The sequence below is a fragment of the Duganella sp. Leaf126 genome, assembly GCF_001423125.1.
Classification (GTDB): Bacteria; Pseudomonadota; Gammaproteobacteria; order Burkholderiales; family Burkholderiaceae_D; genus Rugamonas.
On record NZ_LMNW01000031.1, the window covers coordinates 1 to 18894 of the forward strand.

At 64.8% G+C, this 18894-nt stretch carries 11 protein-coding genes and 1 tRNA gene; 7 read left to right on the forward strand and 5 right to left on the reverse strand.

Annotated elements, in window-relative coordinates; genetic code table 11:
- The first annotated feature begins 111 nt into the window (after positions 1-111).
- A complete protein-coding gene (locus ASF61_RS13420) occupies positions 112-2040 on the forward strand; it encodes an AAA family ATPase (protein ID WP_255354572.1) in 1929 nt (642 codons plus the stop codon).
- A 278-nt stretch (positions 2041-2318) separates the two neighbouring features.
- Here ASF61_RS13420 and ASF61_RS13425 read toward each other — a convergent pair.
- The 5 genes from ASF61_RS13425 to ASF61_RS13445 all read right to left on the reverse strand — a co-directional run bounded on the left by ASF61_RS13425 (position 2319) and on the right by ASF61_RS13445 (position 8032).
- Positions 2319-2408 (reverse strand) — tRNA-Ser (locus ASF61_RS13425).
- Positions 2409-2451: 43 nt separating this feature from the next.
- On the reverse strand, positions 2452-4554 hold the full coding sequence (locus ASF61_RS13430; protein WP_056156644.1) for a bifunctional diguanylate cyclase/phosphodiesterase: 2103 nt from the start codon (positions 4552-4554) through the stop codon (positions 2452-2454).
- A 5-nt stretch (positions 4555-4559) separates the two neighbouring features.
- Complete coding sequence (locus ASF61_RS13435; RefSeq protein ID WP_056156646.1) at positions 4560-5801, reverse strand: HDOD domain-containing protein; 1242 nt, start codon at positions 5799-5801, stop codon at positions 4560-4562.
- A 234-nt stretch (positions 5802-6035) separates the two neighbouring features.
- Entirely contained in the window at positions 6036-6653 is a 618-nt protein-coding gene (locus tag ASF61_RS13440) for a response regulator transcription factor (protein WP_056156648.1), read from the reverse strand.
- Between the two features lie 17 nt (positions 6654-6670).
- The gene (locus tag ASF61_RS13445) at positions 6671-8032 is read right to left on the reverse strand and encodes a cache domain-containing protein (RefSeq protein WP_056156650.1); all 1362 of its coding nucleotides are present in this window, start codon (positions 8030-8032) and stop codon (positions 6671-6673) included.
- Between the two features lie 186 nt (positions 8033-8218).
- Here ASF61_RS13445 and ASF61_RS13450 point away from each other — a divergent pair, with 186 nt between their 5' ends.
- The 6 genes from ASF61_RS13450 to ASF61_RS13475 all read left to right on the forward strand — a co-directional run bounded on the left by ASF61_RS13450 (position 8219) and on the right by ASF61_RS13475 (position 18766).
- Complete coding sequence (locus ASF61_RS13450) at positions 8219-10306, forward strand: carbon starvation CstA family protein (RefSeq protein ID WP_056156651.1); 2088 nt, start codon at positions 8219-8221, stop codon at positions 10304-10306.
- A gap of 2 nt (positions 10307-10308) precedes the next feature.
- Positions 10309-10509 (forward strand): YbdD/YjiX family protein, encoded by a 201-nt coding sequence (locus ASF61_RS13455; protein ID WP_056156653.1) that lies wholly within the window; start codon positions 10309-10311, stop codon positions 10507-10509.
- A gap of 146 nt (positions 10510-10655) precedes the next feature.
- Positions 10656-11642: a PEP-CTERM sorting domain-containing protein gene (locus ASF61_RS13460; RefSeq protein WP_056156654.1), complete on the forward strand. Its 987-nt coding sequence runs from the start codon at positions 10656-10658 to the stop codon at positions 11640-11642.
- A gap of 188 nt (positions 11643-11830) precedes the next feature.
- On the forward strand, positions 11831-15241 hold the full coding sequence (locus ASF61_RS13465) for a hybrid sensor histidine kinase/response regulator (protein ID WP_229205848.1): 3411 nt from the start codon (positions 11831-11833) through the stop codon (positions 15239-15241).
- Position 15242: 1 nt separating this feature from the next.
- On the forward strand, positions 15243-17405 hold the full coding sequence (locus ASF61_RS13470; protein ID WP_056156657.1) for a bifunctional diguanylate cyclase/phosphodiesterase: 2163 nt from the start codon (positions 15243-15245) through the stop codon (positions 17403-17405).
- A gap of 173 nt (positions 17406-17578) precedes the next feature.
- Positions 17579-18766 carry a hypothetical protein gene (locus tag ASF61_RS13475; RefSeq protein ID WP_056156660.1) on the forward strand — a complete coding sequence of 396 codons (1188 nt, stop codon included), beginning with the start codon at positions 17579-17581 and terminating at the stop codon, positions 18764-18766.
- Positions 18767-18894 lie beyond the last annotated feature (128 nt).

The window sequence follows — 18894 nt, forward strand, 5'->3', positions numbered from 1 at the left end:
CCGGCCGAAGCTGAGGCAAACTACTATCAACAACTTTCCGAGCAGGCTATGTCACCTGACTCACACCAAACGGCCTCCTAAATTTCCGGGGCGATTCAGGGCGAGCAGGACATCGCCAACCTCGACGCCATCGCCGCGAAAAAGGCCGAAGCTGACGCGATAGGCAAGACCATCGACCAGTTGAGCAATACACTCCATGGCGCGGACCAGAATTCGGGGAAGAAAGGGGAACTGGTCGAGCTTGAAGCACACATCAAGGACAAGTGCTGGGCTCAGCAGCAGAAGCACGCAAACATCTTTAAGGAGGCGTTCACGGGCTCTCGCAATAGCTCCGAGCGATTCAAGGAGCGTACGCTCACGGAGATGGCGTCGAACAAGGCCGAGCTAAAACCGCTGAACTATCTAACCGAGAAGGCCAAGACCGTTTTCGGGCCGACTCCCACCATTGAGTCTGCGGTTCCGGCGCTTGGCGCCACCGGGGTCACAGAGCACGAATCAAATCCAATCCTCACTAAGAAGGTTATCGGCAAGGAGGACGTGAATATCGCTGAGTTGATCCAGCGGCTGGGCAGCAGCGACTGGGTCAAACAAGGCCAAGTGTTCTACGGAAAGAGCGCGCCCACGTGTCCATTTTGCCAGCAGAAGGTGATCGACGGCTTCGAGGCCAGCCTGTCGAGCTACTTTGACGAGACGTTCGAGCAGGACACCAAGGCCATCGCCGATATGCAAAACAATTACGCCCGCGACGCTGACGCCTTACGCGCGAGGCTAAAAGCGGTTGCCGACGCAGAATCGAAGTTCATGGACATGGCGGCGTTCGTTGCCGAGCAGTCGGCCATTGAGTCGCGGCTCGCCACGAACACGCTCCTGATATCCAACAAGCGCAAGGAACCGAGTCTCCCCATTCAGCTCGAATCGCTGGCTGAAATGCTTGCCGCCGCCGTGAAGCTGATAGCGGAGGCCAACACCGCCGTCGCAGCCCACAACAAGATCGCTCAGAATATCACCAAGGAGCGCTCCGACCTGACTGGCCAAGTGTGGAAGTATGTTCTGGAAGTGGAGCTCAAAGCAGACCTGGCCGCATATGTCACCAAGCGCGCAGGGCTCGTGGCCGCGATCACGAAACTGAGCGGGCAAATCCAAGAGGCCGGTGCATCCAAGCTTACAGCCGGGAAGGACATCAAAACGTTAGAGAAGTCAGCGACGAGCATCGAGCCCACCGTCGATGGAATCAACGCCCTCTTGAAGTCATTTGGCTTTCGAAGCTTCGCACTCGCCAAGGCGGACGATGGCCCGTTTTACAAACTGGTCCGCTCCAATGGCAGCGACGCCAAGGAATCGCTCAGTGAAGGCGAGCGGTCGTTCGTTACGTTCCTCTACTTCTATCATCTACTCAAAGGCAGCGAGAACGAGAGCGGAATGACGGCCGACCGAGTCGTGGTATTCGACGATCCTGTCTCCAGTTTGGACAGTGACGTGCTGTTCATCGTCAGCAGCCTGATCAAGTCGCTGTTCGACCACGTGCGTGAGAACAAGGGCAACATCAAACAGATTTTTATCCTCACGCACAACGTCTACTTCCACAAGGAGGTGACCTACACCTCAAACCATCGCGAAGACACCAAGGCGGGTGAGCGGACATATTGGACCGTCAGAAAAGGCGACGCCGGGGCCACAGTTCAACAGCACCTACCCAACCCCATCAAGACCTCTTACGACTTGCTATGGGCCGAGCTGCGCCGCGAGGAGAAGTCTCCGTTGACGGTCCAGAATACAATGCGAAGAATACTTGAAAACTATTTCAAGATTTTAGGTCGAAACGATTTCGACAAGATTTGCGACCAGTTCGAGGGCCAGCAGAAGGCCATGTGTCGTTCACTGTTCGCGTGGGTAAACGATGGCTCGCATTTTTCCCACGATGACGCGTTCTACACGTTCGACCAAGCCTCAATCGATGTGTATGTAGAAATCTTTAAGCAGGTCTTTGTCAAGGCGAACCAAGAAGCCCACTACGACATGATGATGGCTGGTCCGCAGTGATCTGGAACAAAGGTCGATGTACTGCAACTCGCATAGGGCTATAAAGCGCTAACGAAGGTGGCAAGGGCTTGAACTTCGGGCTGGCACAAGCATCCGACCATGAGCCGGTAGCGAGCCGCTAATACGGTTCATGACCTATTTCCACGAAAGCGAATGATTTCCACATAGAAATATTCAACCAACCATCAACCAAATCTTGACTTGATAGTCAATTTGATAGTTAGTCATGCATAAAACCAAAAAAAATCCAATAAAATCAGCAACTTATATGCAATTATTGGCGGAAGCGGTGAGATTCGAACTCACGAACGGCTCACACCGTCGGCAGTTTTCAAGACTGCTGCCTTCAACCACTCGGCCACGCTTCCTTTGTGCCGGCATTATACAGATTCCCCCCTGCTTTGGCGACAACTACGCCGCCCGGTGCGCCCGGCCCGGGGTCCAGTTGGCGCGCAGGGCTTCTTCGAAGGCGGCCGCTTCCAGCGGTTTGGCGAACAGGTAGCCCTGCACTTCATTGCAGCCGCTGTTTTTCAGGAAGGCCAGCTGTTCCACGGTTTCCACGCCTTCGGCGATCACCTTGTGCTTGAGTTGCTGGGCGATGCTGATGATGGTGTTGGCGATGGCGCAGTCGTTGGCGTCGTCTGGCAGGCCGATGGTGAAGGAGCGGTCGATTTTCAGGGTGTCGATCGGGAAGCGCTTGAGGTAGGACAGGCTCGAATATCCGGTACCGAAGTCGTCGAGCGAGAGCGTGACGCCGATGGCGGTGATGCGGTCCATGATGCCGATCACGCGGTCGATATTGTGCATCAGCGTGCTTTCGGTGATTTCCAGTTCCAGCCAGCTCGGCTCCAGGCCGTAGCGCGTCAGCGTGTCCTGCACGCGGCCCGGCAGCGAGGCCGTGAATTCGCGCGCGGAGACGTTGACGGCCAGGCGGATCGGCGGCAGGCCGGCGTCTTTCCACAGCTTGGCCTGGGCGCAGGCCGCTTCGAGCACCCACTCGCCCACCTGCACCACCAGGCCGGTCGATTCGGCCAGCGGGATGAATTCGGCCGGCGGCACCAGGCCGCGCACCGGATGGCGCCAGCGCACCAGCGCTTCGGCGCCGATGATCTTGCCGTCTTCGATGCAGAACTTGGGCTGGTAGTGCAGCAGCAGCTCGCCGTTGCCGAGCGCGGCGCGCAGGCCGGTTTCGATGCGCATGCGCTCCTGCATGCCCTGGTTCATGTCCTGGCTGTAGAAGGCCACGTGGTCGCCGTCGGCGCCCATGCCGCCTTCCTGCTTGGCGCGGTACATGGCGATGTCGGCCAGGCGCAGCAGGGTTTCGGCGTCGTCGCCGTCCTGCGGATAGACGCTGATGCCGATGCTGCCGCCCACGCGCAGGTCGTGACCGTCGATCAGCATCGGCGTGTTGAGCGTGGCCAGCAGCTTTTGCGCCACCATACTCGCTTCGAAGTGCTGGCCGATGTCGAACAGGCCGACGGCAAACTCGTCGCCACCCAGGCGCGCCACCAGGTCCTGGTCGCGCAGCACGGTGCGGAAGCGCCGCGCCACTTCGCACAGCAGCGCATCGCCGATCTTGCGGCCCAGCGTATCGTTGATCAGCTTGAAGCGGTTGAGATCGATGAACAGCACGCAGCCGTGCAGCCGGGCGCGCTGGGCCACCATCAGCGCCTGGTCCACCAGCTTGGTCAGCAGGGTGCGGTTGGGCAGGTTGGTCAGCGCATCGTAATAGGCCAGGTGGTGGATGCGCTCCTCGGCCATCTTGCGCTCGGTGATGTCGGTCAGGTAGGCGATCAGGCCGACCGAGCGCTGGTTGGCGTCGCACAGCGGCGACAGCGACAGGCTGGCCCAGAACACTTCGCCCGATTTCTTTTTGCGGCGCACTTCCATCAGGCGCCCGCCCTGCTCCAGGAACGGATCGTCGAATCCCATGTCCTCGTCTTCGTACAGGAACAAGATGTTGCGCCCCACCGCCTCCACCGCCGTATAGCCGAACAGCCGTTCGGCGCCTTTGTTCCAGCTGAGGATGAAGCCGTTCATGTCCATGGTCACCACCGACTCGTGAATATGATCGAGGATCTGCGCCTGGTGCTGCAGCTGCGCTTCCACCTGGGTGTAAGCGTGGGTCGTGCGTTGCGCCAGCGAGTGCACCTGCAACACTCTGCCGGCCAGCGCGGCCAGGCTGGCCAGGTGCTGGCGGTCGCTGTCGCTGTAGTCGTGGCGACCGGACACGGTGAAGCGGCCGAAGTACTTGCTGTCGAACCAGATATCCTGCGTCAGCGTGGGCAGCGGCGCGTCGTTGGCCGCATGGATTTCCGGCGCTGGCAGCGTCGCCAGCAGCGAGGCGGCGTCGGCCGGCAGGTACTCGCCCAGCGGGCTGTCGGTCACGCCCCGCACGATGCGCCCCAGCTCCTGCACCAGCGCCTGGCCGCGCAGCCGCAGCACGGCGTCGCACAGCGCAGCGCTGCTGGTGATGAAATCGCTGATCGGCCTGGACTGGGAAGAGGTGCGCATGATGGTTACAAGCTCCGGCTGACCTGCAGCGCCCACTGGTGGGCTTGTAATTGCGTCTGCCAGAACGCTGCGGCATCGATGCCGGCGTCGGCCAGCGCCAGGCGGCGCTGCGCGTCGGCCTGCGCGCCGCCATCGAGCAGCTTGAGCAAGTCGCCGAGCGGACCGGCGCGGTCGAGCAAGGCCATCACCACGTCGAGGTCGAGGCTGAGGGCGGCCACGATTTCGGTCATGTCCATGCCCAGCAACACGTCCAGCAGCGAGAACACACCGGTGACGAACGCCATGTCCTGGCGGTCGCGGTCGCCACCTTGCAGGGCGACCAGCGCTTCCATCTGCGCAGCCCGCACGGCCGCCAGCGGCAGCAGCGGATTGGGCAGGCCATCGTCCTGCTGGCGCGCGTACAGCAGCAATTGCAACCAGCGCTGCAACTGGCGCCGGCCCAGCACGTTAATCGCCTGGCTGAAGCTGTGCACGGGTGAGCTCAGCGCGAAAGCGGCCGAATTGACCAGTTTGAGCAGGTGGTAAGACAGCGACGGATCCTGCTTGAGCAGCAGTTCCAGTTCGTGGGTGTCGGCGTCGCGCGCCAGCAAACCCAACAGCGCCAGCAGGCGCTTGCGCGTGGTACCGTCGCCGGCACTGCCGTTGTCGCCATCGCCATGCCGCTCAGGGTTGGTGGCGAAGTCGCCCGTGAACCAGCTGAAGCCGGCCTGGGCGCAGACCTGGAGACGCGCTTCGCTGCGCATGTGCGACGCCAGGTGCGGACCGGGCTGGCCGGCCAGGGCCACGACCGGCGGCAGGTGCAGCGCAGCGTCCATCATCAGCGCGCGGGCGCCGCACAGGGTGGCAATGGGGCCCGCGGTGACACCCTCGATCATGATGCGGAAACCGGCATCGGCCACGGCGGACAGCTTCTTTTGCGCTGCAGGATCGGCGCACGCGGCAGCCGGTACCCGCAGCAGCACGCGGTTGACAGGCAGGGAGGACAGTTGCGCCAGTTCGAGCCGGGCCGGTGCGGTCACCGGCACCACGATGTCGAGCGGCGCCAGCAGGTCGAACGCGCCCGGCGTTTTGAGCAGCGTGAGCGCAGCCTGGAACGGATGGTCGGCCTGCACACCCTGCGCGGCGTCCGGGTCGTGCTGGCCACCGGCCGCGAGCGGGGTGAGCAGGAGCGCCACCCAGGCGTACCGGGCGTCGGAGATTGCCGCAAGTTCCGCGAGCGGGAACGGCTGGTTATCGGTCGCTGGCATCGATTTCCCTGGAAAGATTCAGCGCGCGTTGTGCGTACCCTGTGCTATGTGCCATATGACGAAATTAATAGAACTTACCACATGGAAATTAACTTTATATTTTTACATAATTGCAATTTACAAGTAGTCCGAATATAGCAGATATTGCCCAGCAAACACGAAATATTAGGAATTGCTTAATAGTATTAGGATAGCGACTCTAAAGTGTTGCAACCATACAAAAATTGCCCGTGCCTATTGTGCATGCTGGACCGCGAAACGGATCAGTTCCGCCTGCCCCTCGATGCCGAGCTTGCGCTTGATGTTGAGGCGGTGCGTTTCCACCGTGCGCACCGACAGGTCGAGCGCACGGGCGATCTGCTTGTTCGATTCGCCGTTGGCGATGTGGCGCAGCACCTCGTGCTCGCGCGACGTCAGCTGGTTGTCGGTATTTTGCGGCTGGGCCAGCTGGCGCGCCAGTGCGGCGCTGTAATAAATTCCGCCCGACATCACGGTTTCGATGGCCACCACGATGTCCTTGCCTGGTGCATCCTTGAGCACGTAGCCGCGCGCGCCGGCCTGGATCGCCTGCGACACGTATTCGAGCTTGTCGTGCATCGACAGGATCAATACGGCGATACGGGGGAAGGCCTGCTTGAACTGCGCGGTCGCCTCGATGCCGTTGGCGCCGCGCATATTGATGTCCATCAAGACCAGGTCGATCGGGTGGTGCGCCGCCTGTTCGAGCGCTTCGGCGGCGCCGCCGGCCTCGGCCACGACTTCGAATTGCGGCATCGCTTCGAGCCGGGCGCGCAGGCCGTCGCGCACCAGGGGGTGGTCATCGACCAGCAGGATTTTGATAGGTGTCGTCATGGGTGTTTGCTGCCTGGTTAGCTGTTGTTGGCGGCGTAAGCCGTGAGCACGGTGCCGTCGGTGGACGAGACGATGCCGAAACGCCCGCCGATGGCGTCCATCCGCTCCATCATGTTGCGCAGGCCGATGCCGTGCTTCGGATGCAGGGCGATACGCTCGGCGTCGAAACCGCTGCCGTCGTCGCTGATGCGCAAGGTCACGCCGTGGGCGCTGCCGGTCAGGCGGATGCCGATGTGGCTGGCCCCGGCGTGGCGTTCGATATTGGTCAGCGCTTCCTGCGCCACCCGGAACAGCACGGTGTTGGCCACGTCCGACAGGACATCGACCACGCCGGTGCTATCGAAGTGTACCGGGGTTCCGGAGCTGAGCGTGTACTCCTGCCCCAGGTGATGCAGGGCCGCGGCCAGCCCCAGGTCGTCGAGGATGGCCGGACGCAGGTTGTGCGAAATGCGGCGCACCTCGCCCATCACGTTGCTGAGCTGGTCCGCTGCGTGTTCAAACACGGCGGTCGCAGCCTGCTGCTGGTCGGGCCGGTTCGATGCGAGCCGGATCATGCCCGCTTCGATCTGCAGCTTGATCGACACCAGCCACTGGCTGATGCCGTCGTGCAGGTCGCGCGAGAGCCGCGCCCGCTCTTCTTCCTGCGACTCCACCACGCGCTGCGCCAGCACCTTCAATTTGGCGTCGGCCACCCGGTGTTCGCTGATATTGAGAACCAGGCCGGCGCCGGCCACCAGCAGCGCGGCAGCAATCGCGATCAGGGCGATCCACAACATCGTGTTGTGGATGTTGCCCGATTGCTGGGTGTCGATCTGCGCCAGCGCCCGGTCCACGTCGTCGAGGTAGATGCCGGTGCCCATCATCCAGCCCCACTCGGGCAGCGCGATCACGTAACCGAGCTTGGGCACCGCCTGCTGGGTCGAGGGCTTGACCCACATGTAGCGCTCCAGCCCGCCGCCGTTGCGGGCCCGCTGCAGCAGGTTCTGGATTGTCGGCCGGCCCATCGCGTCGCGCATCTGGTACAGGTTGCGGCCCACCAGGTCGGGCTGGCGCGGATGCATCAGGGTGTTGCCCTGCATATCGTAGAGGAAGAAATAGCCGTCATCGCCGTAGCTGAGCGACTGCAGGATGCGCTTGGCCTCGTTGCGGGTGGCCTCGTCGTTGCGGCCGGAATTGACCAGGTGCGAAATCGAATGGGAGGCCAGCGCCACGTAGTGCTTGAGTTCCGCCTCCTTGCTGCTCAGGTAGGCCTGCTGGATGGTGTCGCGCTGCTGCTGGGCCAGCAGGGCGGACTGGTGGCGCACCGCCAGCGCGATCGCGCACAGCGCGAAGATCAGCGGCGTGATGGCCAGGAAAATGACTTTTTGCCGCAACTTCATCGGGGTGTGCTCGTGGATGGACTGTAGCCGGGATTTTACGCCTGTGCCGCACCATCCCCCTACGTAGAAACACGCAGCGCGCGTGCGTAATCCTGCGCTTGCCTCCATTATGTAATTCGTGAATACTCGCCATAAGCTGCCAGCATGCCGTATTGGCAAGAGCAGCACCCATTCCTTGGAGGAAGCATGACACCTGTTGCACCCGTCCCCCAGTCCCTCGCTGCCAAGCTGGGCTGGGCCGTCGTCGCCTTGCTGGGCGCCGCTGCGCTGGGCTTCATCGCCCTCAAGCGCGGCGAGTCGATCAGCGCCATCTGGATCGTGATCGCCGCCGTCTGCGTCTACCTGATCGCCTACCGTTACTACAGCCTGTACATCGCCAAAAACGTGCTTGGCCTGGACGCCAGGCGCCTGACGCCGGCGCAGCGCCTCAACGACGGCCTCGATTACGTGCCCACCAATAAGAACGTGCTGTTCGGCCACCACTTCGCCGCCATTGCCGGCGCCGGTCCGCTGGTCGGCCCGGTGCTGGCCGCGCAGATGGGCTACCTGCCCGGCATGTTGTGGATCCTGGCGGGCGTGGTGTTTGCCGGCGCGGTGCAGGACTTCATCGTGCTGTTCATTTCGATGCGCCGCGACGGCCGCTCGCTGGGCGACTTGATCAAGTCGGAACTGGGCCAGATCCCGGGCATGATCGCCCTGCTCGGCACCTTCATGATCATGGTCATCATCCTGGCCGTGCTGGCGCTGATCGTGGTCAAGGCGCTGACCCACTCGCCGTGGGGCAGCTTCACCGTGATGGCCACCATCCCGATCGCGCTGTTCATGGGCGTGTATTCGCGCTTCATCCGCGTGGGCCGCATCGGCGAAGTGTCGATCATCGGCTTCGTGCTGCTGATGGCGGCCATCTTCGGCGGCCAGTATGTGCAGGAACACGCTGCGCTGGCGCCGCTGTTCGACTTCACCGGCACCGAGCTGACCTGGATGCTGATCGGCTACGGTTTCGTCGCTTCCGTGCTGCCCGTGTGGCTGCTGCTGGCGCCGCGCGACTACCTGTCCACCTTCCTCAAGATCGGCACCATCGTCGGCCTGGCGGTGGGCATCATCGCGGTGGCGCCGTACCTGAAAATGCCGGCCATGACCAAGTTCATCGACGGCACCGGCCCGGTCTGGGCCGGCTCGTTGTTCCCGTTCCTGTTCATCACCATCGCCTGCGGCGCCGTGTCCGGCTTCCACGCGCTGATCGCCTCGGGCACCACGCCCAAGATGATCGAAAACGAAATCCACGCCCGCTACATCGGCTACGGCGCCATGCTGATGGAGTCGTTCGTCGCCATCATGGCGCTGGTGGCCGCCTCGACCATCGAGCCGGGCATCTACTTCGCCATGAACAGCCCGGCTGCCCTGATCGGCACCACGCCGGAATCGGCCGCCGCCGCGATCTCGCAGTGGGGCTTTTATATCACCCCGGAAATGCTGGTGCAGACTGCCAAGGACGTGGGCGAGCACAGCATCATCTCGCGCGCCGGCGGCGCCCCGACGCTGGCCGTGGGCATGGCCCACATCCTGTCGAACGCGATCGGCGGCCAGGCCATGATGGCGTTCTGGTACCACTTCGCCATCCTGTTCGAGGCGCTGTTCATCCTCACCGCCGTGGACGCCGGCACCCGCGCCGGCCGCTTCATGCTGCAGGACTTGCTGGGCGCCTTCGTGCCAGCCATGAAGCAGACCGAAAACACCTTCGCCAACCTGGTCGCTACCGGCCTGTGCGTGGCGGCCTGGGGCTACTTCCTGTACCAGGGCGTGGTCGATCCGCTGGGCGGCATCAACACGCTGTGGCCGCTGTTCGGCATCGCCAACCAGATGCTGGCCGCGATCGCGCTGATGCTCGGTACCTGCGTGCTGTTCAAGATGAAGCGCGGCCAGTACGCGTGGGTCACCATCGTGCCGACCGTCTGGCTGCTGCTGTGCACGCTGACGGCCGGCTGGCAGAAGATGTTCCATGCCGATCCGAAAATCGGCTTCCTGGCGCACGCTGCCAAGTACCAGGGCGCCATCGACGAAGGCAAGATCCTGGCCCCGGCCAAGTCGATGGCGCAGATGCAGCAGGTGGTGTTCAACGATTACCTCGACGCCGGTCTGGCCGGCTTCTTCGTGATCGTTGTGCTCAGTGTGCTGGTATTCGGCATCCGCACCGTGGTCAGGGCGCGCGCCAGCAGCGGACCCACCGTCAACGAGGGGCCGCTGGTGCTGGCGCCAGCCGGCGCCAAGGTGTAACGATGCTCGGCGAAATCGCCAAGGCCGGCCGCTACCTCGGGCAAAGCATGCGCCTGATGATGGGCCTGCCCGATTACGACACCTACGTCAGCCACCGCGAGCAGACCCATCCGGGCGAGCCGGTGATGACGTACGAGGAGTTTTTCAAGGAACGCCAGGAGGCCCGCTACGGCGGGGCCGGCAAGCGCGGCGGCTGCTGCTGACGGATTTTTTTACACTGCCGTCCGCCGCGCGCTGCTGCCTGCGCGCAAGTGCCTGATTTCACAGCGTTCATGAGCGCTGGCAAGGGTTTTGCTCCAGGGCTGGCATGGTCCCGATTTCCGGGCGCCATCCACCTCAGGGAGCAACCATGAAAAACTGCCCAACCGCGCTGGCCACCTTCGCGACGATTGCCGCCGCACTGGCCGCCCCCCCTACTGCCATTGCCGGCCCCGCGATCGGTTTCGATCCGACCGGCAGCGGCAATTACAGCACCTACGCCGACCTGTGGACCCACGTCACCGATACCGGGCTCACCAGCGGCTTCGTCCCCGGCGCCAGCGTCGGTGGCGCCAACGCTGCCGCGCCCTATCTGACCGAGTTCCGCTCGCAGATGGTGGTCGGCACCATGTCCAACAGCAACACCCCGGCCCTGGTCACGCCGGCCGGCCTCAACCAGAGTTTCGAGCTCAGCAAGGTGGTGCGCTTCCAGGAACTGGTCGACAGCCAGAACGCCAGCACCGCCCACTTCACGCTGCCGCCCGCCCAGGCCGCTGCCATGGATGTCGATCCGCTGCGCGCCGGCGTGCAGAACCTGGCCATCTATTTCGACCGCATCACGCCCGGTGCGGGCAGCAGCAAATCCGTGCCCGGCAACGGCAACGGCACCGTGGCCTGCTACGGCGCCGGCGCCACCTCCACCGGCTGCGGCACGGCGCCGGGCGACCCCGATGGCGACGGCCTGCTGATCCTGTCGGGCCACCTGGTGTTCAACGACGCCAGCTTTTCGACCGTCAACGGCATCGGCACCGGCTCGTTCGACACCCGCTTCGTGATCGATTATGTCGACGCCAACTACCTCGACGTTGTCACCGGCGCCATCTTCCAGGACAAGACCACCGGCACCACCAACGTACCGTCGTTCTTCACGCCCACCATGATGTGGGACGGCAGCACGCCCACCACGGTGCCGTTCCTGAAGGTCGATTCGTCGCAATCGTTCGCAGCCCAGGCGGTGCCGGAACCGGCCACGCTGGCGATCATGGGATTGGGCTTTGCCGGCCTGGCCTTGATGCGCCGCAAACAGGGCGCGCCGGGCAGGCAGGTTGCCGCTGCCGGCGGGCTGTGCCCGGCCTGATGGCGGGACACGCCAGCCGCGCTGGCGGCAGCCGAAGGCGGAGCAGGCGCAGGCCCGGTCCGCCTTTTTTTATCGGTAGCAGGCACAACATCGGACGCGGTTTGGATCCAGATCAATAACGCTCCGACTTCCTGGCTATATTTTTCCTGTTGGCACTAAATGATCAGCCTGCTTTCAGGGAATCTCCGATGTCCCATCACGAACCTTCCGGCCTGAGCCAGCGGCTGACCATGCTCTCGATGCTCTCGACCGGCAGCGCGCTGCTGCTCGTGTTCCTGACGTTTGCCGGCACCTCGTTCATGAACCGACAGGAAGAAGAGCTCGGCCAGCTGGCGACGCTGGCCGCCGTGCTCGGCGCCGGCGGTAGCGACGGTCCCGGCAAACCCCCCGCCGCAGGCCAGGACCACCGGCAGCTGGCACAACAGCTGCAGGCGCTGGCCCACGACCGCGACATCTTGCAGGCAGCCGTGTACGATCGCGGCGGCGCCCTGCTGGCACGCTACAGTTCGCCACGTCTGCGGCAGTCTCAGGCTGCACCCGAGCGGTTACCGGCCGAGGTGCTGTCCGCTCATCTGCAGACCGACGACCTGTCGGCCAGTGGCGCCGGCGATGGGGCCACGCCGGCATCCGGTGACGGACTGCCTGGCGGCAGCCGCGCGGCCCCCCCGGCAGGCGGGCGCACAGACGCCAGGGCAGGCGCGCTGGCTGGTGACATGACGAGTGGCGCGCAAAGCGGTACGGCGGGCGAAGCTGACACGGATCCCGCAGCCGAACCGGCCGGCCCCAGCGGCCCGCCCTGGATGCCGGCCAACCGTGTCTATCGCGCCTTTGTCCGGCACGGCGAGCCTGCCGGGGTGATCCTGCTCGAGCGCAGCGCGCTGCCGATGTGGTTCGACATCCTGAAAAGCCTGGGCGCGGCAGTCGTTGCCGCTGCACTGGCGTTCATGACGGCGCTGCTGTTCGCGGCCCGCTCGCGCGGCAGCGTGACCGAACCGGTTGCGCGGCTGATCGCGGCCGCGCAGCAGGTCAGCCGCGGCCAGCCCACCGAGCGCATCCTGCACCAGCGCGGCGACGACCTGGGCGCCCTGATCGACAGCTTCAACGACATGCTGGCCCAGGTAGAAGCGCGCGACGGCGCCCTGGCCCAGTACCGCGACCAGCTCGAACGCCAGGTGGGCGTGCGCACCGAGCAGCTGGAAAAGGCCAAGAACGCAGCCGAGGCGGCCAGCCAGGCGAAAAGCGCCTTCCTGGCCACCATGAGTCACGAGATCCGCACCCCGATGAACGGCGTGCTGGGCATGACCGAGCTGCTGCTGGCCACCCGGCTGAACGAGCAGCAGCGCCACTACACGAGCATGGTCAAGCGCTCGGGCGAACATCTGCTGGTGATCATCAACGACATCCTCGATTTTTCCAAGATCGAGGCCGGCAAGCTGACGGTCGAATACATCCAGTTCAACTTCCGCGACCTGCTCCACGATATCGACCACGTGTTCTCGCCCCAGGCCGACGCCAAGGGCCTGCGGCTGGAACTGCAGGTGGCCTGCGACATCCCGGTCGCCATCTGCGGCGACCCCAACCGGCTGCGCCAGGTGATCTTCAACCTGCTCGGCAACGCTGTCAAATTTACCGACACCGGCGAGATCACGGTCAAGGTGGCAGTGGCGGCCGAAGACGCCCAGCGCGTGAGCTTGCGCTTCGAGGTGCACGACACCGGCATCGGCGTCTCCAGCGAGGCGCGCGGGCGCATCTTCGATTCGTTCTCGCAGGCGGACGGATCGACCACGCGCAAGCATGGCGGCACCGGCCTGGGCCTGGCGATCTCCAAGCAGCTGGTGGAGTTGATGGGCGGCACGATCGGTGTCGATCATGCGCTGACGCAAGGGTCGATCTTCTGGTTCGCCGTACATTTCGACAAGCCGCGCGTCGATATAGACGATCCCATTCATACCTCCCACGGACTCCGCACCTTGATCGTCGATGACAACCCCGCCAGCAGAAGCGAGCTGGAACGCCTGCTGGCGTCCTGGCGCATCGCTGCCACCGCCAGCACCGCCACCGAAGCCCTGCCCGTCCTGCGCCAGGCGGCAGCAGACGGCCAGCCCTACAACGCCGTCCTGATGGAGATGGCGCTGCCGCGCACCAGCGGCCTGGCGCTGGCCGCCGCGATCCACGCCGAGCCCGGTCTGGCCGACTTGCGCATCCTGCTGCTGAGCACCGAGCGCGATGCCGCCGACAGCGTCCAGCAGCGCGCCGCCGGGGTCGCTTTTCAGCTGATCAAGCCGGCGCGCGAATGCGATCTGCATTACGGCCTGTTCAGCCGTGCCACACCGGGCGCCTTGCCGGCGCTGCGGGCGCCGACGGGCCAGCCGCGCCACCGCAACGGCACGCCGCCCGCTGCAGCCGTGGCCCCGGCCGCGCCGCCGGTGGACACGCTGAGCGCCTCGGGACCACCGCCACGCCAGCGGCGCAGCCGCAAGGTCTTGCTGGCCGAAGACAACCCGGTCAACGTGGAGGTGGCCAGCGCCATGCTCGAAAGCCTGGGCCTGGACGTCAGCCGTGCCTGCAACGGCGAGGAAGCGCTGCTGCGACTGCAGTCGGGCGACTTCGACCTGGTGCTGATGGATTGCCAGATGCCGGTGATGGACGGTTTCGCCGCCACCGCCGCCATCCGCCGCCGCGAACAGCAGCACGGACGCACGCGCAGCCTGCCGATCGTCGCCATCACCGCCAACGCGCTGCAAGGCGACCGCGAAGCGTGCCTGGCGGCAGGCATGGACGACTACCTGAGCAAGCCGTTCACGCAACAGGCACTGGCCCAGACCATCGCCCGCTGGATCACGCTGCCCCGTACTGCGCCGGGACTGCCGGGAGCCGCTGCTGCCGATATCGATGCACGTGTCGATGGCGCAGGGAGCGCCGACGTCGATGGCCTTGGCGACCGTTTTGATGCTGTCGAGCGTTTCGATGCTGTCGAGCGTTTCGATGCTGTCGAGCGTTTCGATCCTGTCGATCCTGTCGATCTTTTCGCCCCCGTCGAGCGCGCCGAGCGCGCAGATCGCACTGAGCGTTCCGATCGTCTCAAGCCTGCCAAGCCTGCCGAAGCTGCCACGCTCGGCGACAGCGCCGGTCGGGCCGATAGTGCCGCCGGGGCTGAAACGTGCGCGCTGGCTCAGGAACCCGGCATCGGCGCCAAGCCGCCAGTGCTGCCTCCGTCGCCCGCCGCGTCCGGGCCCGCCGGCGACATCGCGATCAACGTCCAGGCGCTGGCCAATATCCGCGCGCTCAGCGCCAGCCACGGCGAGGCGCTGCTCGAACGGGTGCTGCACGCGTACCTGGCCGACACGCCGCCCCATCTGCAGGCGCTGCACACGGCGATCGAAGCGGGCAATACCGACCAGCTGCGCAAGACCGCGCACACGCTCAAGAGCAGCAGCGCCAACGTCGGCGCGCTGGTCTTGTCGCAGCGCTGCAAGGATCTCGAACAGCTGGGCCGCAACAACACCACCGCTGGCGCCGCCGAGCTGCTGGCAGACATGGAACATTCCTTCCAGGCCGTGCGACAGGCATTGGGGGCTTTACTGGAAAAGGAACTCTGACATGGCCACTCCCCCGCCCCGCAGCCGCGCCCTGGTCCTGGTGGCCGACGACGATCCCGTGATGCGCCTGCTGATGCTGGAAATGCTGGCCCAGGTCGAGCTCGACGCGGTGGAAGCCGCGGACGGCGTCGAAGCGCTGGCGCGCTACCAGGAGCTGGCGCCGGACCTGGTGCTGCTTGACGTGGAGATGCCGGGCATGGACGGCTTTGCGGTCTGCCGCGAAATCCGCCGCCTGGACACCCATCCGGCAGCCCCCATCATCATGGTCACCGGCGGCGACGAGCTTGAATCGGTAACGCGTGCGTACGAGGCGGGCGCCACCGATTTCGTCTCCAAGCCGATCAACTGGCCCATCCTCGGCCACCGCGTACTGTACGTGCTGCGCGCCTCCGACGCCATCATCCGCCTGCGCATCGCCGACGCCCAGCACCGCGCGGTGCTGGCGGCGATACCGGACACGTTTTTCCGCATGAACAAGGATGGCTACTACCTCGATTACGAGCAGGGCCACGAGGCCAGCGACGTGTTTTCCAGCGACCTATGCGTGGGCCGCCATCTGAACGACGTGCTGCCGTCCGACATCGCCCGCCGCATGCTGGACAAGGTGCACACCGTGCTCGACACGCAACGTATCAGTTCGCTCGATTACGAGCTGCCCGTCACCAGCGGCGCCGCGCCGCTGCGCCCGCGGCATGGCGAACACGCGGTGGCGGCGCCGGTGCGCCACTTCGAGGCGCGGCTGGTGGCCACCGGTCCCAATGAAGTGCTGGGCCTGGTGCGCGATATCAGCGAGCGCAAGCGCACCGAAGAACAGATCCGCCGGCTCGCCTATTGCGACAGCCTGACCGGCATCCCCAACCGTCAGGCCTTTCTCGAAACGCTGGAGGCCGAACTGGTTCGCTCACGCAAGGGCAACAAGAAGTTCGCCGTGCTGTTCATGGACCTCGACGCCTTCAAGCGCATCAACGACACGCTGGGCCACGACGTCGGCGACCACCTGCTGATGGCGGTCTCGGAGCGGCTGCGCGACACCACGCGGCCCAGCGACCTGGTCTCGCGCACCGAGGTCGGCATCAACAACCTGGCGCGCCTGGGCGGCGACGAATTCACGATCCTGATACCGGACCTGGAACGCGTGGAAAACGCCCTCAACGTCGCTCACCGGGTCAAGGAAGCGATGCGGCGGCCGTTCCAGATCGACACCCACGAAATATTCGTCACGGCCAGCATCGGTATCTCGCTGTACCCGGAAGACGGCGAAGATTGCAGCTCGCTGCTCAAGTTCGCCGACACGGCCATGTACCACGCCAAAAGCTGCGGCAAGAACAATGCCAAGCTTTACAGCTCGTCGCTGACGATGCAGATCATGAGCCATGTGCAGCTCGAAGTGGGCTTGCGCAAGGCGCTGCAGAACGACGAGCTGTACCTGCTGTACCAGCCGCAGATCGCCGTCGCCAGCAACCGCATCGTGGGCGTGGAAGCGCTGGTGCGCTGGCGCCATCCCGAGCGCGGCGTCATCTCGCCCACCGAATTCATTCCGCTGGCCGAGGAAACCGGCCTGATCGTTCAGATCGGCGAATGGGTGCTGCGCACGGCCTGTCGCCAGGCCATGGACTGGCAGACGGCAGGCCAGCACGTGCTGCGGGTGGCAGTCAATCTGTCGGCCAAGCAGTTCAAGGACGACAACCTGGCGCAGATCGTGTTCTCGGCCCTGCAGGACACCGGCCTGCCCTCCCACCTGCTGGAACTGGAACTGACCGAAGGCACGCTGATGGACGACGCCCGCGCCACCATGGTCACGCTGGAACAGTTGCGAGCGATCGGCGTGTACCTGTCGATCGACGACTTCGGTACCGGCTACTCGTCGATGAATTACCTGAAGCGCTTCAACGTCCGCGCGCTGAAGATCGACCGCAGTTTCATCAGCGGCCTGCCGCAGGACTCGGAAAACGCCGCCATCACGCGCGCCATCATCGCCATGGCGCACGGCCTCAAGCTCGCAGTCGTGGCCGAAGGCGTGGAAACGGGCGAGCAACTGCTGCTGCTGGAACAATACGGCTGCGACATGGCCCAGGGCTACCTGCTGGGCCGGCCATCGCCGCCGGCAGCGATCGGCCTGATGCTGGACGGCGGCGCCGCTCCCGACACGCCAGCGGCGTCCTGACTGCAGACCACCGCCGACGCTTTCGGTTCCATACCGCGCATTGATCCAGCGCAGGGACCTGCCTGCGCCACCGCATAAGATAAGCCGATCACTCCGCCTAATGCCTGCTGCTTATCGTTTGCCTTGATCGTTTGCCGTCATCGTTTGCCGTCCATCGTCTGCCGCGAATCGCCATGTCCGCCATGTCCGCCAAGCCTGCCGCCAGCTTTGCCAACGCCCTGATCGAGCGGCACCGCTTCGAGGAAGCGTTCGTGTTCTGGCACGCGCGTCACGCGGACGACGGGCCGGGGGCGCTGGCCACGCTGGCGTCGCTGTCGCGCCAGGCTGCGCGCGAGCACCAGCACCAGCTCGCTGCCGGGTATCACGCCATGCACACGGCGCTGCGGCGCGGCAGCCGCTGGTACCCGGGCATGCTGGCCGAGCGCCTGCTGCCGCTGTACGAGGTGGCCGTCACCAGCGACCGTCTCTGCCACGACGCCGCCCAGCTCGAATATCTGCACCAGCTCGGTGTACTGGGCGACGCCTTCCCGCCGATCATCGCCCGCTATCGCCGGCTGGCGGCGCGGCTGCAAGCGCGCACGCAACCACGTCCTGCATCACACCCGGCAACGATGCTGAACCCGCCGCTGGAAGCGTACCGGAGACCATGGTGGGAACCGCAGCGGCAACCACAGATGGCGCCATGGCTGGAACCGGATCGGGGAACGCGATTCGGCAGCAGCGAACACAGCCGGCATGACCGGCGCACCCTGCTCAGCAGCGACGAACAGGACGCCATCGATGAAGTCTACGACCGCATCATCCACCTGCGCCCGACGCCGTGCGTGGCGCAGGCATTTTCCGGCCACGCGCTGGCGGCCGTCCGCCGCGCGCCGCCCGGCCATGGCATCACCGTTATCGACGATTTTTTATCCAGCGAGGCGCTGGACGAGCTGTGGCGCTTTTGCCTGCAATCGACGATCTGGTTCAGCGAACACGGCCACGGACGGCTGGGCGCCACCTACGATAACGGCTTCAACTGCCCGCTGCTGGTACAGATAGCGCAAGGCGTGTTCGGCGACGGCCGGCAATTACTGGAACTCAAGGCCGGCAAGCATCCGCCGCGCCTGCCGGGCGAATCGCTGCATGGCGCAGCCGGGGGCTGGCAACTGCAGATCTGGCTCACGCCGGACACCGCCAATCTGGACAGCGCCAGCGGCGGCATGGTGATCCGCGACCGCGATGGCCGCACCCGCCACATCGCTTACCGGCAAAACCGCGCCGTGCTGTTCGACCCCCGGCTCGCGCACGGCGCGGCCAGCTGCGACTTCCGCGACGACCATGCGGGCGCGCGCATCACAATGACCATGCTGTACGCGTGACACCGATGCGGTCGTGGCAAGCGGCGCCGCGAGCGTGGCGATGCCGTGTGCCTGGCAGGCCGTGGCGAGGCCCTTCGCATGACGGGTCTTGGTGATGCGCTTTGCATCGAGGGTCGTGGCGATGCCCT

Excerpts from the sequence above, each read along its gene's own strand:
- ASF61_RS13430 (WP_056156644.1), bottom strand. The coding sequence starts at position 4,554 with ATGCGCACCTCTTCCCAGTCCAGGCCGATCAGCGATTTCATCACCAGC.
- ASF61_RS13435 (WP_056156646.1), bottom strand. The coding sequence starts at position 5,801 with ATGCCAGCGACCGATAACCAGCCGTTCCCGCTCGCGGAACTTGCGGCA.
- ASF61_RS13440 (WP_056156648.1), bottom strand. The coding sequence starts at position 6,653 with ATGACGACACCTATCAAAATCCTGCTGGTCGATGACCACCCCCTGGTG.
- ASF61_RS13445 (WP_056156650.1), bottom strand. The coding sequence starts at position 8,032 with ATGAAGTTGCGGCAAAAAGTCATTTTCCTGGCCATCACGCCGCTGATC.
- ASF61_RS13450 (WP_056156651.1), top strand. The coding sequence starts at position 8,219 with ATGACACCTGTTGCACCCGTCCCCCAGTCCCTCGCTGCCAAGCTGGGC.
- ASF61_RS13455 (WP_056156653.1), top strand. The coding sequence starts at position 10,309 with ATGCTCGGCGAAATCGCCAAGGCCGGCCGCTACCTCGGGCAAAGCATG.
- ASF61_RS13460 (WP_056156654.1), top strand. The coding sequence starts at position 10,656 with ATGAAAAACTGCCCAACCGCGCTGGCCACCTTCGCGACGATTGCCGCC.
- ASF61_RS13465 (WP_229205848.1), top strand. The coding sequence starts at position 11,831 with ATGTCCCATCACGAACCTTCCGGCCTGAGCCAGCGGCTGACCATGCTC.
- ASF61_RS13470 (WP_056156657.1), top strand. The coding sequence starts at position 15,243 with ATGGCCACTCCCCCGCCCCGCAGCCGCGCCCTGGTCCTGGTGGCCGAC.
- ASF61_RS13475 (WP_056156660.1), top strand. The coding sequence starts at position 17,579 with ATGTCCGCCATGTCCGCCAAGCCTGCCGCCAGCTTTGCCAACGCCCTG.